This is a genomic window from Trinickia terrae (assembly GCF_005144415.1).
In the GTDB taxonomy this organism is placed as follows: domain Bacteria; phylum Pseudomonadota; class Gammaproteobacteria; order Burkholderiales; family Burkholderiaceae; genus Trinickia_A; species Trinickia_A terrae.
On the sequence record NZ_SWJE01000018.1, the window covers coordinates 50,899 to 66,723 of the forward strand.

Sequence of the window (15,825 nt, forward strand, 5' to 3'; positions counted from 1 at the left end):
TGTCTCCAGTGCGGTCAGGATTGAGAAAGGTGCATCGTGGGGCATCGACCGCTTGCGCCTCTATTATTGCACTGAAACTTCCCTCTCGTTAACAGATCATGATAATGACGTTATCATAAACGTCCCATGTTCCACTCCGCACGCCCCATGTCATCCGGCTCGCCGGGCGGAATGCATGACCCTCATACCCACGCGGGACCGGGTAGTTGACCGAACGACACCAATGCCTTCGCATTACTTCCGAAGCCTGGCGGGAAAAGACCGCAGCACGAACGCAAACCGTCAACTCGGGTTTTCGCTCGCATTCGTCGCCGGTGCGACCAATGCCGGAGGCTTTCTGGCGGTCAAGCAGTACACGTCGCACATGAGCGGCATCGTGTCGGCCATCGCGGATCAAGCCGCGCTCGGTGACATCCCGCTCGCGCTGGGCGGCATCGGCTCATTGGTCTCGTTTCTGTTGGGAGCCGCCTGCTCTGCGGTGTTGGTCAATTGGGGCAGGCGGCGCAGTCTTCACAGCCAATATGTGCTCCCGCTCCTGCTCGAAGCAACGCTGCTCCTGCTGTTCGGGTTGCTCGGCAGCCACCTGGCGTTATGGGAGGCGTTCTTTATCCCCGTCACCGTGGTTCTGCTCTGTTTCATCATGGGCTTGCAGAATGCGATGATCACGAAACTGTCCGGCGCGGAGATCCGCACCACCCACATGACGGGTATCGTGACCGACATCGGCATCGAACTGGGCAAGCTCTTCTACTGGAATTCGCCCAAGGTCACCGCAGACGCAACCGCAGTGATTGCCAATCGCGCGAAGCTGCGAGTGCACAGCGCGATGCTGGCATCGTTCTTTGTCGGTGGGGTGATCGGTGCGGTCGGTTTCAAGCACGTCGGCTACGTGTCGACCGTGCCGCTGGCCGCGCTGCTTGTCACATTGGCGATCGTGCCGGTGATCGACGACATGCTCGCTTTCCTCTACGGCTCTCACCATTAGACGGTCGCGCATGAAACCCGATCTCATCCGATCCGACTCGTCACTGTGCCGCCTTGCCCGCAATTCGTCACGTCGACTGCGCGAAATGCATTATAATTTGATTAACATCGTGCTTTATCTGCCCGCGAAATGGAAACCAAAACTGCCCGCTTGACCGTCCTGATCGACCCCGCCAAGAAAAAAGCATTCGAAACGCTCTGCGCAGCGCAGGATCTGACACCATCTCAAGTCGTGCGGCAGTTGATTCGCGATTATCTCGCCCAGCACGGCATGTCGTACAAGACGAAGAGCGCGATCGGCAGTCGCGTGCGGCGGAGCGCGGAGTGAGCCATGCTCAGGCGTCAGGCACACCGATCTTCCCGTGTTTCCCGCCATCCGAGTGCCAGACCAATCTGTTCCAATCGAAATTTTCACCATCTTTCATCTTCCAGTCGCTCGATGTATTGCGGTAACGCCGGATCGTCATCGGTGAAATTGATGACGAGCACACCAGAATCGGCCAACCGCTCGCGACACGCGCCGAAGAATTCGACACTCGCGCACTGACTTGGAATTCCCTGCGCGACGAACGCGTCAAGCAGGATCACGTCCGCCTGGCTCCCCGTGTGGTCTGCACGAACTCCGCGCCGTCCATGCAGACCACCTTGAATCGCTCGTCGTCCGCTGGAATTTTGAAGACTTTGAAGACGTCACGCAGCTCAGTGACCTCAACGCTAACCTCGATTGCGGTGATCGTAGCCTTGGGCCGATGCTGATGGCAATACTTCACCAGCTATCCGCCGCCCAACCTGATCATGCAAGTGTGCCGTGGATCAGGCTGCAACAACAAAAACCCCATCATCGCGCGCGTATAGCCATGCACGAGCTTGTTCGGCACCTTGAGCGACATGAAGCTCTGCGTCGCAAAATGATCGAAATGCATCGATACCGCATGCTTCGTCTCGAGTACGAACGGTCGCCTGTCCTTCAGCGGTGTCGCCAAAAATTTGACGAATGCATCGAAAGAGATTCGATCGTCATCTTCATTCACCGCTTCTTGCACTCCCCGCGGTCGAACAGCCGCTGATCTCGTCTGCCCGACGCAGGCAGAGCGCGGGATCTCATCGTGCGAATTGGATCCTCGGACCTTCTTCAGAAAACCCGCCTTCAACATGAAGTTGTCGACACCCATCTTGCGGTCAACTTCGTGATCGCCGCCGCCTCGACCAGGGCGAAACACACACTGCATTATAATGTGACACACATTTCTTTATGCCTTAATTATAATTTGTGCCCTGCCCCCGTTTGCACCGGCGATACGGCGCAGGCTCGTTAAGGACGTCAACATGTTTGATCTGGGCGAGACGCTTCTGACCCCCGACCGTCGGCCGGTATTGCTGCCTGACGTCTCAGGAAGTCGCGGGCTCATGGTCGTCGGTGTCGGACGGGGCGCTGAACGCGGTTTCCAGATGGTGTATCGCTTCCACGACGCAGGGACTCAACTCGCGTCAAACGGCGTCAATCTGGTCTTCGTGTACCCGAAAGAATCGGCTCGGCATGTTCTGGATCCCATGTCGGTTGCCTGCGTGCAGTTCCAACGCCACCCGCAGCTCCTGCTTGACGCAGAGGGGCGATTCTTTGGTCGGGTTCAACCAGTCCGATCGCTAACAGCAGCGCACCTGAACGGCGCAATGGCGACTCTCGGTGTCGTCACCATCGACATGCTGGATCGGTCGTGGGAAAACGAGTTTCGAATGTTCTTGTCGATGAGCCAGATAGGCACATCGTATTGAATCCCGCAATCTTACAAAGAGGCAACGGCAAAAAAAGTGGCGACTGTGGCACACATTCAAATCGGTCTCGTTGGACTAGGAGCGGAGCGTCTATTGGCCAACAGGCGCTCGCCGATACAGCGCGATGCTTCCAAAGCGACATCCTGCTGATCGCAAACGGTCGTCGCATCAATGCGAAGGACATGATGGCGATCGGCGCGCTCCAGATGCGAAGCGGCACGTCCGCTCAGGTACTCGTCACCGGACCGGACGAAGACGTGGCGCTGCATACCATCGTGTCGTTGCTGCATTAGGTTGGTTCGCATGCCCCCATCGATCATCCTTTCGGTGTGCCGCCAGCTGCGTGATCTCGCTCCACGGCAACATCCGCAATACCATTCATTTCTGGAGAAAAGATGAGCAATCAAGACACCTCATATGATCGATCGATTTCACCGTCCGCGGTTTGGGCGTTGGAGCGCCTTGCTGCTGTTCGATACGGGCGTGATGCGCCCGCCCTCGGTTGGTCCGTGTCCCGAGAACTCATCGCTGCGGGATTCGTGACCTTGGCGGCGAACAGCCGTCAGAGTGTTTCGATCACCGAGGCGGGTCGAGTATTCCTGCGGAGTCGGAAGTAAATCGAGCACGAAGTGCGCCCGGCGCACGCTGCAGTCAGACCCGACACGTTGCCGTTTGCTGACCCGCGACGCCCTGAAGGTGCTGCAGGATGACGAAACGCCCGCGGCCGAGCCAGCTTACGGCGGCGTTCTTGCACCCCCGCAGACCTCGTATCTGGGTTCACCGCGAATTGCGCGAATCCCGATATCGATATGAAAAGCGATTCGTTTCGCCACTTGCATTAATCCGTCATATTCCCCGTCTCTCAGGCCACTCAGCGGCCGCTCGCAAGACACCTGACGAACGGGGATGGCAAGTGTCGGATCAAGCATTGGCAGATCGAACCTCGGCCGAAGCGCCGCGCTACGCGGCGCTTCGGCCGCGGCAAAGCACGGCGGCCACAGGCCCGCACGCAAGCGCCGCCACGCTGCGCGCACGCCTAGGCTTCGTGGCCGCGTGGCTTGCCTTCGTCGCGATCGCGTGGTGGATGCCCACGCCGCAGGGCCTGACCGCGCAAGGCAAGGCGACGCTCGCCGTCGTCGCGTGGGTCGCCATCGTGTGGTTCGTCGAAGCGATTCCGGTTGGCGTAAGCGGGATCCTCGTGCCGATGCTGCTCGTGCTCTCGCATGCGGCGACGCCGTTTCCGAAGGCCGCGAGCGGCTTTGCCGCGCCGGTCGTGTTCCTCTGCCTCGCCGCCTTTCTGTTCTCCGCGATCATGCAGGCCTGCCAGCTCGACCGCCGCATCGCGCTGATGCTGCTCGAGCGGCTCAAGGTGCGCACCGCCAACGGCGTGATCTGGGCGATGTTCGCCGTGAACTTCGTGATGTCGCTGGCCGTGCCCGCCGCGAACGCGCGCGCCGCCACGCTGCTGCCGGTGACGAACGGCATCGCTGGATTGTTCGGCGGCACGCCGCGCGAACGCGAGGCGAAGAAGGCCATCGTGATCCAGACGCTCGTCTACGGCGCGATGATCAGCGGCATGTGCATTCTCACGGCGCACCTGCCGAACATGGTCGTCTCCGGCCTGATCGAGAAGCAGCTCGGCATCCGCCTCTCGTACTTCACGTGGCTCAAGCTGCAATGGCCCTACCTCGGCATGTTCGCGCTGACTCAGCTTTGGGTGCAGCACTACTTCAAGTCGCGCGCCGTGCCGATTCCGGGCGGACCTGAAGCGATCGCCGCGATGCGCCGCGAGCTGCCCGCCGTCGCGCGCCAGGACTGGAGCGTGCTCGCGCTGTTCGCGTTCGCCGCCGCGATGTGGGCGACCGAGCCGCTGCACCATCTGCCCTCGGAGATCGTCGCGCTCATCACCCTCGCCCTGTTGTTCGCGCCCGGCGTGCTGCGTTTCGGCTGGCGCGAGATCCAGGAGCGCACGATGTGGGGCACGCTGTTCCTGCTCGCGGGCGCGCTGTCGCTGTCGGCGGCGATCAGCGAATCGGGGCTCGCGCAGTGGGCCGCCGGTCACATCTACGGCGCCGCGCGCGGCCACGTCTGGTGGCTCGCGATCGCGATCGTCATGCTCGGCACGCATGTGATCAGGCTCGGGATGCTGTCGAACGTCGCGGCCGTCACGATGATCGCGCCGATCGCCCTCGCGCTTGCGCCGCGTCTCGGGCTGCACCCCGTCGCGTTCACCATGCTCGTGAGCGACACCGACAGCTTCGCCTACGTGCTGCCCACGCAGATCACCGCAGGCGTCATCGCGTACGGCAGCGGCGCGTTCTCGACGGCGGATTACGCGAAAGTCGGCGTGGTGTCGGTGCTGATCGCCGTCGCCTACGGGATCTGCGTGATGGCGCCGTGGTATGCGCACCTCGGCCTTCCCGTCTGGAACCCCGCCGCGCCCTGGCCGTTCGCGCATTGAGCCGCGGCGCGTACGACATGCAGATCACCGCCTGGTACCAACGCACACCATGAGCGAAAAAACCGACCACAGCATCGACAAGAAGGCCGCCGCGCTGCGCAGCCGACTTGGGCCTCACGTCGCCCCGCAAGGCCTCTACGAGCGGCATAAGCAACTGCCGTTCGCCGGCCGCGTGAGTTGCAACGTCGAGCGCCTGGAAGCGGGAAGCTGGAGCGAGATCATCCTCGACTACGAGGTCGGCGCATCGGGCGTCGCGGATGGCGCCTGGCTCAAGGCCACCTTCAAGTTCTACTCCGACTGGGCCCTTTTTCAAACGAGCGATCCGGGCGCCGCGAACTACCTCAGCGCCGAGTATCACGCCGCGCCGCTCGCGCCGGGGCAGAGCCCGGCCACCGTGCAGGCGCTCAACGTGCGCTTCGACCAGAAGGGACACGAGCGGCCGTTCCAGAAAGCGGTGATCGTCGACGTCGTCGACGGCTACCTGAATGCGGGCGACCATATCGTGATCCGGCTCGGCGACCGCAGGCGCGGCCCGGGCACGCGCGTGCAGACCTTCGTCGAAGACCAGTTCCGCTTCCGCTTCTACGTGGACCCGCTCGGCACGTCGCGCTTCGTCGCCGTGCCGGGCGACATCGTCATCGACATCCACGCGGGACCGCCCGCGCAAGTGCTGCTCAACGGTCCGCGCTTCGTGCAGCCGGGCGAGCGCGCGCCGTTCCGGCTGTCGTTGCAGGACCGCTGGGGCAATGCGTGCCGCGATGTCGGCGGCAGCGCCCGCGTGATCGCATACGACGTGCGCGGCGAAGCGGTCTATCGCCGCGAGCTCGCGCTGCCGGACGAAGGCTGGGCGACGTGCGCGCTCGACGACCTGCCCACGTCGTTCGGCGCGCTGCGCATCGTCGCCGACGTGCCGAGCCTCCGCGGCGTGCGCGCGGCCGAGGAACGGCTCACGATCGATGCGGCGCTGCCGGCGCCGCGCGCGCTCTACGCGGACTTGCACGTGCATGCGCACGACACGGTCGGCACCAACAGCCCCGCCTACAACGCGGCCTACGCGCGCGACATCGGCGGCATCGACGTGCTCGGCTACACGGCGAACGACTTCCAGATCACCGACGCGAACTGGCAGCTCGGCGTCGAAACGGTCGAGCGCTTCAACGAGCCGGGCCGCTTCGTGGTCTACCCGGTGCAGGAATGGTGCGGCAGCTCCACGGCGGGCGGCGACCACAACGTCGTCTTCCTCGGCGACGAGCGCCCCGGCTTCCCGTACAACGCGCGCGGCGAGCACAACCGCACGCTGGTCTGGAACGAGGACATGAAGGGCAGCGCGGTCGAGCTCGGCCGCTGGCCTGTCGAAGAGCTCTGGGATGCCTATGTCGACGACGCCGGGCATCATCTCGTGATGCCGCACGTCGGCGGCCGCCGCTACATTCCGGACTGGCATCACCCCGAGCTCGAACGTCTCGTCGAAATTGCGTCGACGTGGGGGCATTTCGGCTGGCTCTACCAGGACGTGATCGCGCGCGGCTACAAGCTCGGCGTCGCGGCGAGCGGCGACGAGCATCGCGGACGGCCCGGCGGCGGCATGCCCGGCGTCCAGGTGTTCGGCGTGCACGGCGGGCTGACCGGCGTGCTCGCGCCGACGCTCGATCGCCGCAGCGTCGGCGCTGCGCTGCGCGCGCGCCGGACTTGGGCGACGACGGGCGAGCACAGCGCCCTCCTCGTGCGCTGCGGCGAGCACTGGCAGGGCGACGCGTTCGAGCATCGCGGGCCGGCGACGCTCGACTACCGGCTGCTCGGCCGCGCCGGCTGGGAGCACGTGGCCGCGTACGACCACACCGGGCTGATCTGGGAGCGCAATCTGCATGCGGAGCTCGGCTACGCCGAGCGGCTGATCCGGGTGCGCTGGGGCGGCGCGCGGATTCGCGACCGCTATCGGTGGGCGGCGTGGCAAGGACGCATCCGGATCGTCAACGGCACGATTCATAACTTCGGTGCGGCGGGGTTCGAGCACATCGAGGAGGCAGCCTGGCGCACGGGCGCGACCGATATCGAATTCCGCAGCGACACCTACGGCGACGCCGACAGCATCGAAATCGACGTGAGCAACCTGGCGGCGGCGACCATCGTGATCGAGGGGACGATCGACAGCTTCGTGAAGGTCGGGGATCCGCTCCAAGGGAATCCGTTCGTGCATGCGCCTACGTTCCGTTGGGAGATCAGTGGCGCGGAGCTGCTTGCGCGTGGCGCGGCGACGCACGATCTGGGCGGGACGGGGCTCTTCGTGGCCGTCGAGCGGCTGACCGACAAGCCGTTGCCGGCGGATCTTTCCGGCAGCGTGGAGATCGAGCCGCAGAATGCGCCGTTTGGCTTCAGGCCCGTCTATTTCTTCGGTCGGCAACGGGATGACAGCAAGGTGTGGGCGTCGGCGCAGTTTATTGAGTTTGGGGGGTAGACGGGGCAAGCGCGTCGTTGATCGGGGCGTGTCCGGAAGCGGATCCCCAGGCGCTGTCGGGACCATCGAACCAACATTGCCAGAGACTAACGATAGTGCCGACCAGCAATTCCCCAGAAAGTAAAACCCGCGATGCCGCCTGAGATTCCTAAAAACGGAACTAGTGGTGATTCTCCGTCGCCCCATGGGTTTAACCACACTATATAGATCACGGCCGTAAGCAGTCCGATGCCAACTCCTATGGCGACATAGAATATAAAAATATTAATTTTTATAAATCGCACAAAAAATGACAAAATTGCACAGGGAATAGCACAAGTCAGAACCGCAATTGCCCACGATGCAAAAAACGTCAATCCTGACATAAAAACCAGGTCGGCGGCTTTCTGCCAGAAAGTAAAATTCGTTGAACTCTCAAAGGTTGTGACTCGACTCATTGTCTCAATAGCAACGAACGTAAGCGTTGCTACTGTAACGCTCGCGAAGTAGCCAGCAATCACGCGCTCTGTTGAGGGCATCAGCAGTGCCTTATCTGGTTGCATTTGCTCTTCCCGTTCGATGGCGGCATCTTACTATTTTTCGAAGATAATCTTGAATAATTTAAATTGTATGGGATATGAAAACCATGATCGCAATAACTCATGAAGTTGGCTCCGCATTCTGCGTTCAACCAAGCGTAGAAAAGTTGGCCGCATCCATCACCTCCCAGCCCAAACAACATCACTATCCACCGCATAAAGCCGACACCCGCGATGCCCATTCGCGCACGCAGCAAGCGCATCGTTGATCGGGTCCAGTCCGGACGCCGCTCCCCAAGCGCCATCGGGCGCGACCGCAAACGCGCGCGGCCTGTGTGCCGTCAAGAATTTGCCATAGGCCTGCCGCCCTGGCGCGCCCAAATAGGGAACCGCGGCAACATCCGACAACGCAGCAAACTTCGTCACCGGCGGCTCGGATTCCAGCCGCGGCCAGACGACGGCATTGTCCACAGCGTAGAGCTGGCAATACTTCGTGATCTTCCAGCAATTCTTCATCGCCGCAGCGGCGGGATCGAAACCTCCCGACGCCCACGTTCCGTTGGTCAAGCCGATGGCCATCGCACGAGGCAGCGGCGCAGCAAGAAACCCTCGATACAGCTTCTCGCGTTGCGCGTCGCTCAGATAAGGCACTGCGCTGAGATCGTTGATATCGGCATAAGCATTCGAAGCAGGCGCACGCGCGGGCAGATATTCCGGGTTCACTTCTTCGCTTGGCATGTCGATGCTGGCAAGAAAGGCATCCGCCTTTTTCACCCAAAGCGGCAAGCCTGCACCGGATGCAGTCATCGCATGCGCATCCTTCTGGAACGCACCATAGTCGACGAGCTCGGCATGCGCCCCCGCAGCCGTGTATTGCCGAAACATCGCCTGCCAAGTGGACGTGGCGAATATCTGATCGTTCTCGCCGAAGAACCATATCGAGCGCAGACGCGTACGCGCACCGAACTGCCCCGCTCCGCTGATCAGGCCAGCATCGGAACTGGCGCAATCCGATTCCTTCACGCCGCCCGCAAAACTCATGAGCCCTTTGACGTCGGGCGGATTCAGCGCGCCGAACGCCAGCGTGTTCCAGCCACCCATGCTCTTTCCCGCGACGACGATATGCGCGGCATCGATGCCTGGCTGCCGCTTCAGGTAGTCGAGCACCTTGCGAATGTCTTGCGCCGCGTCGAGACCGATACCCATGATGTCGCATCCATGCGGACGCAGGTAGCCTTCGGACCCGGCATAGCCTCGCATCATCGGCATGGCGACCGCGTAGCCGCGCGACAGAAAGTAGTAAGGGATGAACTCGTCGGCAACTCTCGGTGCATTCGCTGGATCGTGCGATGAGCCGTGGTTGACGAGCGCCAGCGGAAACGGGCCGCCGCGCGAAGGCATATAAAGCGTGACCTTCAGGCGCACGAGCGGCGAGGAATCGACGGGCACGGTCAAGAGCCGCTCGTTAAGCGGCGCTGGGGGCGGATCGGACGGATCGCAGACGGCAGGCCGCGCGAGCAACAACAGCGACAGTGCAATCAGCATCGGCGCGACAACGTTGAAGAATCCTCGCGACATGTCGTTTTTCTTGAAGAATCGGCGCAGTTCCGCGCAGCTATTTCGAGGGATGGGGAAATCGGAATTATGTCGATGAGCCGCCCGCCTGCCAACTCTGACAGTCCACGCATCCCAGTCCGTATTTATATAGTGGAGGGCCCCACAACAATTCGCGTTACGCGAAGGAGACATCCATGACACTGGTCCCGCAAACACGCGCCCCGCTGCAACAGCTATTCCCTGACGAGGCGTCCGCAAACGCACCCGACGACACACGGCCCGGCTCCGGCTGGCCCGTCGCTTTCACCAACTACGAATTCCCGGTGAGCGGTCAAGGCACGATCTCCTTCACATTCAAGACCGATCGGCCCTTTCGCATCGTGCTGAGCTCGCAGAAGAACCTCGACGGCACGCTGCTCGTGCTCGAGGTCGGCCTGGAAAAAACCGCCCTGCGCCGCGACAACGGCACGGACCCCAGCGGCGTGATCGCCGAAACCACGGCGAAGAAAGCGCTGATCGACCCGGGGACCGCGATCTCGTACTGGATGAGCCTGGACTACCTGAACGCACGCGTGCGCTTCGGCAAGGGTGAGATGCTGCCGCAACTCGTCGTGTTCGAAGCGCCGCTGCCGATCACGCCGGCCAATTGCCAGGTGCTGCCCGCCGGCGCGACCGCCAAGGCGCGCCGCGAAGCGCGCAAGGCGGCAGCGAGCGCGGCGGCCGGCGACTACAAGAAGCTGCGCTACATCGGACTCGCGGCGCAGGCGGGCACGCGGCGGCCGGAAGCGCTGGCGCACCTGCTGTGGCCGCTGCCCGTCGTGCTCGCGCCGCCGCCGGTGCTGGTTACGAGCGACCGCATCACGCTCGACACGATTGCACGCAACGAGGCGACCGTGATCGCGAGCCTGCCCGACGCGTGCCAGGTGCTCTACGGCAACGTAGCCGGCCCCGCGATCGAGCTCGACACGCTGGACTTCCCCGATTTCTCGAAAGCGATCAACTACAGCATCGTCACGCCGGGCTGCATCTGCTATGAGAAGCTGAAGGAAAAGGCCTGCGAATTCGGCAAGTGCGAGCCCGACGAGACCTATCTGCGCATCACGATCGGCCCGAACCAGGGCGACTCGCCCGGCTCTCCTTACGTGCTCGAAATCTGGCCCGGCAACCACTATTCGCCGATCCACGACCATGGCGAGGCGTGCGCGGTGATCAAGGTGCTGCACGGCGACATCTGGGTCGAGCTTTATCCGGAGCTGAACCCGAAGGTCACCGACTATTTCACCGAGGCGGTGTTCCACAAGGGCGAAGTGACCTACCTGACACCCGAGTATTACCAGGTGCACAAGCTCGTCAACCGCAACCCGCCGGGCAACATGACGGCGACGATCCAGTGCTACCGCTACCCGGACGACGATACGGTGCACTGGGAGTATTTCGACTATATCGACGGCGACCAGATCAAGCAGTTCACGCCGAACTCGGATTGGGAATACCTGCAGTTCCGCGCGCTGATCCGCGCGGAATGGGCGAAGGTGAATGGCTAGGAAACGCGTTCAACCAGAAAAAGCGTATTGCCCTTGCGGCATTGCCGATGGCGGCGTGGAAGGACTCGTGCCGCCGAGCCGGAATACCGATACGGTAACCTTCAGGCTCCTTGCCTGCTCTTCGAGAGACTGCGCAGCAGCTGCCGCCTGCTCGACGAGCGCCGCGTTCTGTTGCGTGACCTGATCCATCTGGTTCACTGCCTGGTTGACCTGCTCGATGCCGCGGCTCTGTTCTTCAGACGCCGCGGCAATGGCGCCCACGATATCCGAAACATTCTTGATGGCCTGCTTCACGTCCCCCATCGTTTCCCCTGCCTTCACAGCTTGTTGCGCGCCATCCCGAATCAAGATCACCGATGACTCGATCAGGTCCTTGATCTCCTTCGCCGCGGCCGACGAGCGCTGGGCCAGGTTGCGCACCTCGCTCGCCACGACGGCGAAACCGCGCCCGAGCTCGCCCGCGCGCGCGGCCTCGACAGCGGCGTTCAACGCGAGAATGTTCGTCTGGAATGCGATGCTTTCGATGACGCCCGTGATTTCCGAAATCTTGCTCGAGCTCCCGCTGATCTTGCCGATCGCGTGCACCATCCCCTGTACCGCCTCGTTGCCCAAATCGGCCGTCTCCGTGGCGTCGGTGGCGAGTCTGTTCGCCTCTCGCGCGTTATCCGCGTTCTGCTTCACCGTCTCGGTCAGCTGCGTCATGCTCGCCGCTGTTTCCTCCAGCGACGCGGCCTGTTCCTCCGTGCGGGAAGACAGATCCGTGTTGCCCGACGAGATCTCCTGCGCGCCGGTCCGCACGGAATCGGTAGAGAGAACCACGGAGCCGATGACGTTCCTGAACTGCTCCAGGAGCGCATTGAATGCCGCGGCGGTTTGTCCAATTTCGTCCATTCGCCGCACCGGCGCCGCGCGGGTCAGGTCGAGCGATGCCTGCATTTCCGTCATGGCAGCCCGCATGCCGTTCAGGCTGAGCTTGACGCCTCGGACGACGCTCAGGCCGAATGCGCCGACACCCAGCAGCACGGCGGCCACGCCCAGCAGCATGACCCAGAACGACATCTGAAAAGCGGCTTTGTTCGCTGTTCGCAGATCATTGCCCAGCTTGATGTTGTAAGTGATCTGGGCGTTCAGATCGGCCAACAGCTTCTGGATCGCCGCGCCGATGCCGGTGGTATCGTCCGCCAGCATCGTGACAGCCCCTTCGTGATCGCCCGCGTCAGCCTTGGCGAGAAACGCAGGCAGCATGGTCCTCACGTTGGCGAGATCGGCCCGCATGGCGTCCGTCATCCGCTGATCGGTCGCATCGGAAACGTCATTTTTGTTGTAGTAGCCGACAAGCTCGTCGAGCTTGTCGAGCGTAGCGGCGATGCGGGTCTCCACCTTGGCCCGCTTTGGCTCGTCGGCTGCCAGGATCTGCTTGTTGAGCAAGATGCGCAGCGCCGTCGACTGCGCGACTATCTTGTCGATATCCGCAATGCCTGGAATGGTGTGGTCCTGCACGTACTCGAACCTGGAATGAGACTTCAAAAGAAACGCAATGCCCATTGCGCCGCACAGAACCAGTGAAGCGGCAAGCAGCGCGAAGACCAAATACAGGCGTCGGGAGATCGTCATCATTGGACCCACGATGTAAGTTTCACAGAAAAGACAAGACGGAATTTGTCGTAACAAATGGGGCAAAAGATACCGGCGAGGACCGGGTGCCCCGGCCATGAATCTCCCTGGCCGGGATGTCTGCCTATCCGGACCGGATAGCGCATGTTTGCCGCAGCGCTTGTCGATGAATAACGGCACGAATCTGTGACGACTCAAGGCGATTCGCCGGAAGTGTGAGCTGAATTTTCTGTAAGGATTTTCCGAAGTAATTCGTTATCCGTATCGAAGTGTCCGGCCGGCGCCGCTCGCCACTTGATCCAGGAGCTCTACGCAGCCGCGCCGCTGTTTCGTGCGTTGAGAGCCTCGGCGTGGGACCTCGCCATTGTGGGTTGGCACCTTGGTGACGTCGACGGAAGAGATCTGCTGCGGTGGATGCGCGCAACGTTTCCAGTGCTGCCACCCGTCGTATTCTTCACGGCGCACAACACAGCGGATGACATCGTATTTGCGCTCGAGAACGGCGCGCTCGACTACATCGTCGGGCCGATTCCCGTGATGGTTCTGAGAGCGCGCCTCAAGGCGATCGCGAGGCGCATTGCAGCCTGATTTCTCCCCTCATCACGATGCCGCTCGGCGTTGATTTACGCTGCTGACCAGCGGCTACTCCAGCAAACTTCGGCCGCGGCGATTTCCGCGCGAGCGCCTCGATCCCCTGCCTTTCCCAGCCACGAAGCACGCTCCCCCAGGGAGCGGCGCCCCGCACGCGCCGCCGTTCAACTTTTCCGCCCGCCTGCCGTTAAACGAACGAGCGCGATGCCTTTATAGGCCATAGCATCAGCACCAGAACCCACCCAGCCCAACCCCGACCGTCATGCAACCAGGCACCCCCACCACCGCCGCCAGCTTCGACACCATGGGCGTAGCCCTGTTCGACTTCTTCGATTTGACGCCCACGTCGCTGTGGCTGGAGGACTATAGCCAGCTGCGCGAGCTGTTCGACAACTGGCGCGCTCAGGGCGTGACCGACCTGCGCCGCTTTCTCGAAGAGGACACGCGGCGCGTGGCCGCCTGCTCCGCCTGCATCCGCGTGCTGAAGGTCAACCGCCGCACGCTCGCGCTCTACGGCGCACAGTCTTTCGACGAGCTTACGTCGCGGCTCGATCACGTGCTGCGCGACGACATGCTCGAAGCGCACGTGGACGAGCTCGTGCAGATGTGGTCGGGGAGCACGTCGTTCGAGAGCAAGAGCGTGAACTACACGCTCGACGGCCGGCGTCTCGACATCCTCCTCAAAGGCGTGATTCTGCCCGGACACGAAGCGAAATGGGATCGCGTGCTGGTGGCGATCGACGACATCACCGAGCTCGAAGACGCCCGCCGCCGCGCCGCGGCGAGCGAGCAATACGCACGCGGCGTGTTCGAGCACGCGCCCGTGTCGCTATGGGTCGAGAACTTCTCGACCATCAAGGAGCTGCTCGAAGACGTGCGGGTGCAGGGGATCACGGACTTCCGGACGTTTACCGACGTGCACCCCGAGTTCGTCGAGCGCTGCATGGCCGAAATCCAGGTGCTCGACGTCAACCAGCACACGCTCGGCATGTTCAAGTCGCCGGACAAGGCGACGCTGCTCTCGCGGCTGCCCGAGGTGTTCCGCGACGACATGCGCCCGCACTTTCGCGAGCAGTTGATCGACCTGTGGGAAGGACGGCTCTTTCAGCAGCGCGAGGTGGTCAACTACGCGTTGGACGGCAACGAAGTGAACGTGCATCTGCAGTTCTCGGTGTTCCCGGGACACGAAGCGCGTTGGGACCTCGTGCTGCTTGCGCTCACCGACATCACCGCGCGCAAGAAGGCCGAAATGTACCTCGAATATCTCGGCAAGCACGATGTGCTCACGAAGCTGAAAAACCGCTCGTTCTATGTCGACGAGCTGAACCGGCTGGAGCGCAAGGGGCCGTTCCCGGTCAGCGCGATCATCGCGGACCTCAACAACCTGAAGGCCGTGAACGACCAGCTCGGCCACGCGGCCGGCGACGCGCTGCTGCGCCGCGCCGGCGAAGTGCTCGCCAAGGCGATCCAGAAGCCGTTCCAGGCGGCGCGCATCGGCGGCGACGAATTCGCGGTGCTGATGCCGGGCGCCGGGGAGCGCGATGCGGAAATCGTGATGGAGAGCATCGCCAAGCTGGTCGAGCTGAACAATCAGTTCTATACCGGATCCAAGCTCAGCTTCTCGATGGGCAGCGCCACCTGCGAGAAGGGCGCCCGCCTCGAAGACATGCTGCGTGCCGCCGACGCCGCGATGTACGAGAACAAGCGAAACCACTATGAAGCGGCGAACAACTCGGAGCGCTAGGCCCGCGGCGCATCACCGGCCGCACGGAGATACGATCAGCCCGGCGATATCGGTCGCGACAAGGCCGGCCAGGAACAGCAGCGTCGACATCAGGCTGACGCCGGTGATGAACGAGACGCGGCGCATGAGCGGATGGTTCGAACGAGCGCCCGCTTCGCGCGCCGTCGCCACGGCCACGCGCCGGTTACGCAAGGCGAAAGCGGCGCCGCACAGGCCGATGGTCAAGCACACGGCGCCGGCCCACGCGTTTGCAGTCAACCCGCCATCCAACTGCGGCTTGTCATAGGCGAAGCAGCTTTGCGCCGCGAGCGCCTCGACGATGCCGATCTGCACGAACCACGCGAGCGGCGCAGCCAACAAGCCGATCAGCAACGCCGGTGCACCGAGCGGATGATGTACGGCGCGAGGGGCGCCTGACGAGGTCTGTTCTTGCATAGGGACTGCGCTCCGAGTCGAGTCGATTCGACAAACGCAGCAAGCGGCGTTCCCGCCGCGCGATCGACCTCGCCATGCCCCGTGCGTGGCGCGTTCCGCGTGGGATATGTGGAAGTCCCTTGTAAATATGACGCGCGTCGCGTCACTCC

14 protein-coding genes and 1 pseudogene are annotated in these 15,825 nt (G+C 62.6%); 10 read left to right on the forward strand and 5 right to left on the reverse strand.

Annotated features, from left to right (window positions below):
* Nucleotides 1-223 precede the first annotated feature (223 nt).
* Complete coding sequence (locus FAZ69_RS27910) at nucleotides 224-985, forward strand: YoaK family protein (protein WP_136898325.1); 762 nt, start codon at nucleotides 224-226, stop codon at nucleotides 983-985.
* A gap of 129 nt (nucleotides 986-1,114) precedes the next feature.
* Entirely contained in the window at nucleotides 1,115-1,312 is a 198-nt protein-coding gene (locus FAZ69_RS27915) for a ribbon-helix-helix protein (protein ID WP_136898326.1), read from the forward strand.
* Between the two features lie 101 nt (nucleotides 1,313-1,413).
* Here FAZ69_RS27915 and FAZ69_RS27920 read toward each other — a convergent pair.
* A pseudogene (locus FAZ69_RS27920) lies at nucleotides 1,414-2,015 on the reverse strand (fused MFS/spermidine synthase); the annotation flags it as partial.
* Between the two features lie 295 nt (nucleotides 2,016-2,310).
* Here FAZ69_RS27920 and FAZ69_RS27925 point away from each other — a divergent pair.
* The 5 genes from FAZ69_RS27925 to FAZ69_RS27945 all read left to right on the forward strand — a co-directional run bounded on the left by FAZ69_RS27925 (nucleotide 2,311) and on the right by FAZ69_RS27945 (nucleotide 7,673).
* On the forward strand, nucleotides 2,311-2,757 hold the full coding sequence (locus FAZ69_RS27925; RefSeq protein ID WP_136898327.1) for a hypothetical protein: 447 nt from the start codon (nucleotides 2,311-2,313) through the stop codon (nucleotides 2,755-2,757).
* Entirely contained in the window at nucleotides 2,700-3,050 is a 351-nt protein-coding gene (locus FAZ69_RS27930) for an HPr family phosphocarrier protein (RefSeq protein ID WP_369407767.1), read from the forward strand. The genes FAZ69_RS27925 and FAZ69_RS27930 overlap by 58 nt, the downstream gene beginning before the upstream one ends.
* Before the next feature lie 102 nt (nucleotides 3,051-3,152).
* A complete protein-coding gene (locus FAZ69_RS34095; RefSeq protein ID WP_136898328.1) occupies nucleotides 3,153-3,374 on the forward strand; it encodes a hypothetical protein in 222 nt (73 codons plus the stop codon).
* Nucleotides 3,375-3,685: 311 nt separating this feature from the next.
* Entirely contained in the window at nucleotides 3,686-5,218 is a 1,533-nt protein-coding gene (locus FAZ69_RS27940; protein ID WP_136898329.1) for an SLC13 family permease, read from the forward strand.
* A gap of 49 nt (nucleotides 5,219-5,267) precedes the next feature.
* On the forward strand, nucleotides 5,268-7,673 hold the full coding sequence (locus FAZ69_RS27945) for a hypothetical protein (protein WP_136898330.1): 2,406 nt from the start codon (nucleotides 5,268-5,270) through the stop codon (nucleotides 7,671-7,673).
* Between the two features lie 86 nt (nucleotides 7,674-7,759).
* Here the strand turns inward: FAZ69_RS27945 and FAZ69_RS27950 are convergent, their stop codons facing one another.
* Both FAZ69_RS27950 and FAZ69_RS27955 read right to left on the reverse strand, forming a co-directional pair.
* On the reverse strand, nucleotides 7,760-8,215 hold the full coding sequence (locus FAZ69_RS27950; protein WP_136898331.1) for a hypothetical protein: 456 nt from the start codon (nucleotides 8,213-8,215) through the stop codon (nucleotides 7,760-7,762).
* Nucleotides 8,216-8,371: 156 nt separating this feature from the next.
* Entirely contained in the window at nucleotides 8,372-9,769 is a 1,398-nt protein-coding gene (locus FAZ69_RS27955; protein ID WP_169708784.1) for a dienelactone hydrolase family protein, read from the reverse strand.
* A gap of 173 nt (nucleotides 9,770-9,942) precedes the next feature.
* Here FAZ69_RS27955 and FAZ69_RS33450 point away from each other — a divergent pair, with 173 nt between their 5' ends.
* Nucleotides 9,943-11,292 carry a cupin domain-containing protein gene (locus FAZ69_RS33450; protein ID WP_169708785.1) on the forward strand — a complete coding sequence of 450 codons (1,350 nt, stop codon included), beginning with the start codon at nucleotides 9,943-9,945 and terminating at the stop codon, nucleotides 11,290-11,292.
* Nucleotides 11,293-11,301: 9 nt separating this feature from the next.
* Here FAZ69_RS33450 and FAZ69_RS34375 read toward each other — a convergent pair whose 3' ends face one another.
* Nucleotides 11,302-13,005, reverse strand: a complete 1,704-nt coding sequence (locus FAZ69_RS34375; protein WP_304571743.1) for a methyl-accepting chemotaxis protein — start codon at nucleotides 13,003-13,005, stop codon at nucleotides 11,302-11,304.
* Nucleotides 13,006-13,200: 195 nt separating this feature from the next.
* Between FAZ69_RS34375 and FAZ69_RS27970 the strand changes: the two genes are divergently transcribed.
* Nucleotides 13,201-13,494 carry a response regulator transcription factor gene (locus FAZ69_RS27970; RefSeq protein WP_169708786.1) on the forward strand — a complete coding sequence of 98 codons (294 nt, stop codon included), beginning with the start codon at nucleotides 13,201-13,203 and terminating at the stop codon, nucleotides 13,492-13,494.
* Nucleotides 13,495-13,759: 265 nt separating this feature from the next.
* On the forward strand, nucleotides 13,760-15,241 hold the full coding sequence (locus tag FAZ69_RS27975; protein ID WP_136898334.1) for a sensor domain-containing diguanylate cyclase: 1,482 nt from the start codon (nucleotides 13,760-13,762) through the stop codon (nucleotides 15,239-15,241).
* Between the two features lie 12 nt (nucleotides 15,242-15,253).
* On the opposite strand, the gene FAZ69_RS27980 is transcribed toward FAZ69_RS27975, so the two are convergent.
* The gene (locus tag FAZ69_RS27980; protein WP_136898335.1) at nucleotides 15,254-15,676 is read right to left on the reverse strand and encodes a hypothetical protein; all 423 of its coding nucleotides are present in this window, start codon (nucleotides 15,674-15,676) and stop codon (nucleotides 15,254-15,256) included.
* Between the last annotated feature and the right edge of the window lie 149 nt (nucleotides 15,677-15,825).

Bases quoted from the DNA above. Each gene is read 5' to 3' on its own strand.
- FAZ69_RS27910 (WP_136898325.1), top strand. From the start codon at position 224: ATGCCTTCGCATTACTTCCGAAGCCTGGCGGGAAAAGACCGCAGCACG.
- FAZ69_RS27915 (WP_136898326.1), top strand. From the start codon at position 1,115: ATGGAAACCAAAACTGCCCGCTTGACCGTCCTGATCGACCCCGCCAAG.
- FAZ69_RS27925 (WP_136898327.1), top strand. From the start codon at position 2,311: ATGTTTGATCTGGGCGAGACGCTTCTGACCCCCGACCGTCGGCCGGTA.
- FAZ69_RS34095 (WP_136898328.1), top strand. From the start codon at position 3,153: ATGAGCAATCAAGACACCTCATATGATCGATCGATTTCACCGTCCGCG.
- FAZ69_RS27945 (WP_136898330.1), top strand. From the start codon at position 5,268: ATGAGCGAAAAAACCGACCACAGCATCGACAAGAAGGCCGCCGCGCTG.
- FAZ69_RS27950 (WP_136898331.1), bottom strand. From the start codon at position 8,215: ATGCAACCAGATAAGGCACTGCTGATGCCCTCAACAGAGCGCGTGATT.
- FAZ69_RS27955 (WP_169708784.1), bottom strand. From the start codon at position 9,769: ATGTCGCGAGGATTCTTCAACGTTGTCGCGCCGATGCTGATTGCACTG.
- FAZ69_RS33450 (WP_169708785.1), top strand. From the start codon at position 9,943: ATGACACTGGTCCCGCAAACACGCGCCCCGCTGCAACAGCTATTCCCT.
- FAZ69_RS34375 (WP_304571743.1), bottom strand. From the start codon at position 13,005: ATGGCCGGGGCACCCGGTCCTCGCCGGTATCTTTTGCCCCATTTGTTA.
- FAZ69_RS27975 (WP_136898334.1), top strand. From the start codon at position 13,760: ATGCAACCAGGCACCCCCACCACCGCCGCCAGCTTCGACACCATGGGC.
- FAZ69_RS27980 (WP_136898335.1), bottom strand. From the start codon at position 15,676: ATGCAAGAACAGACCTCGTCAGGCGCCCCTCGCGCCGTACATCATCCG.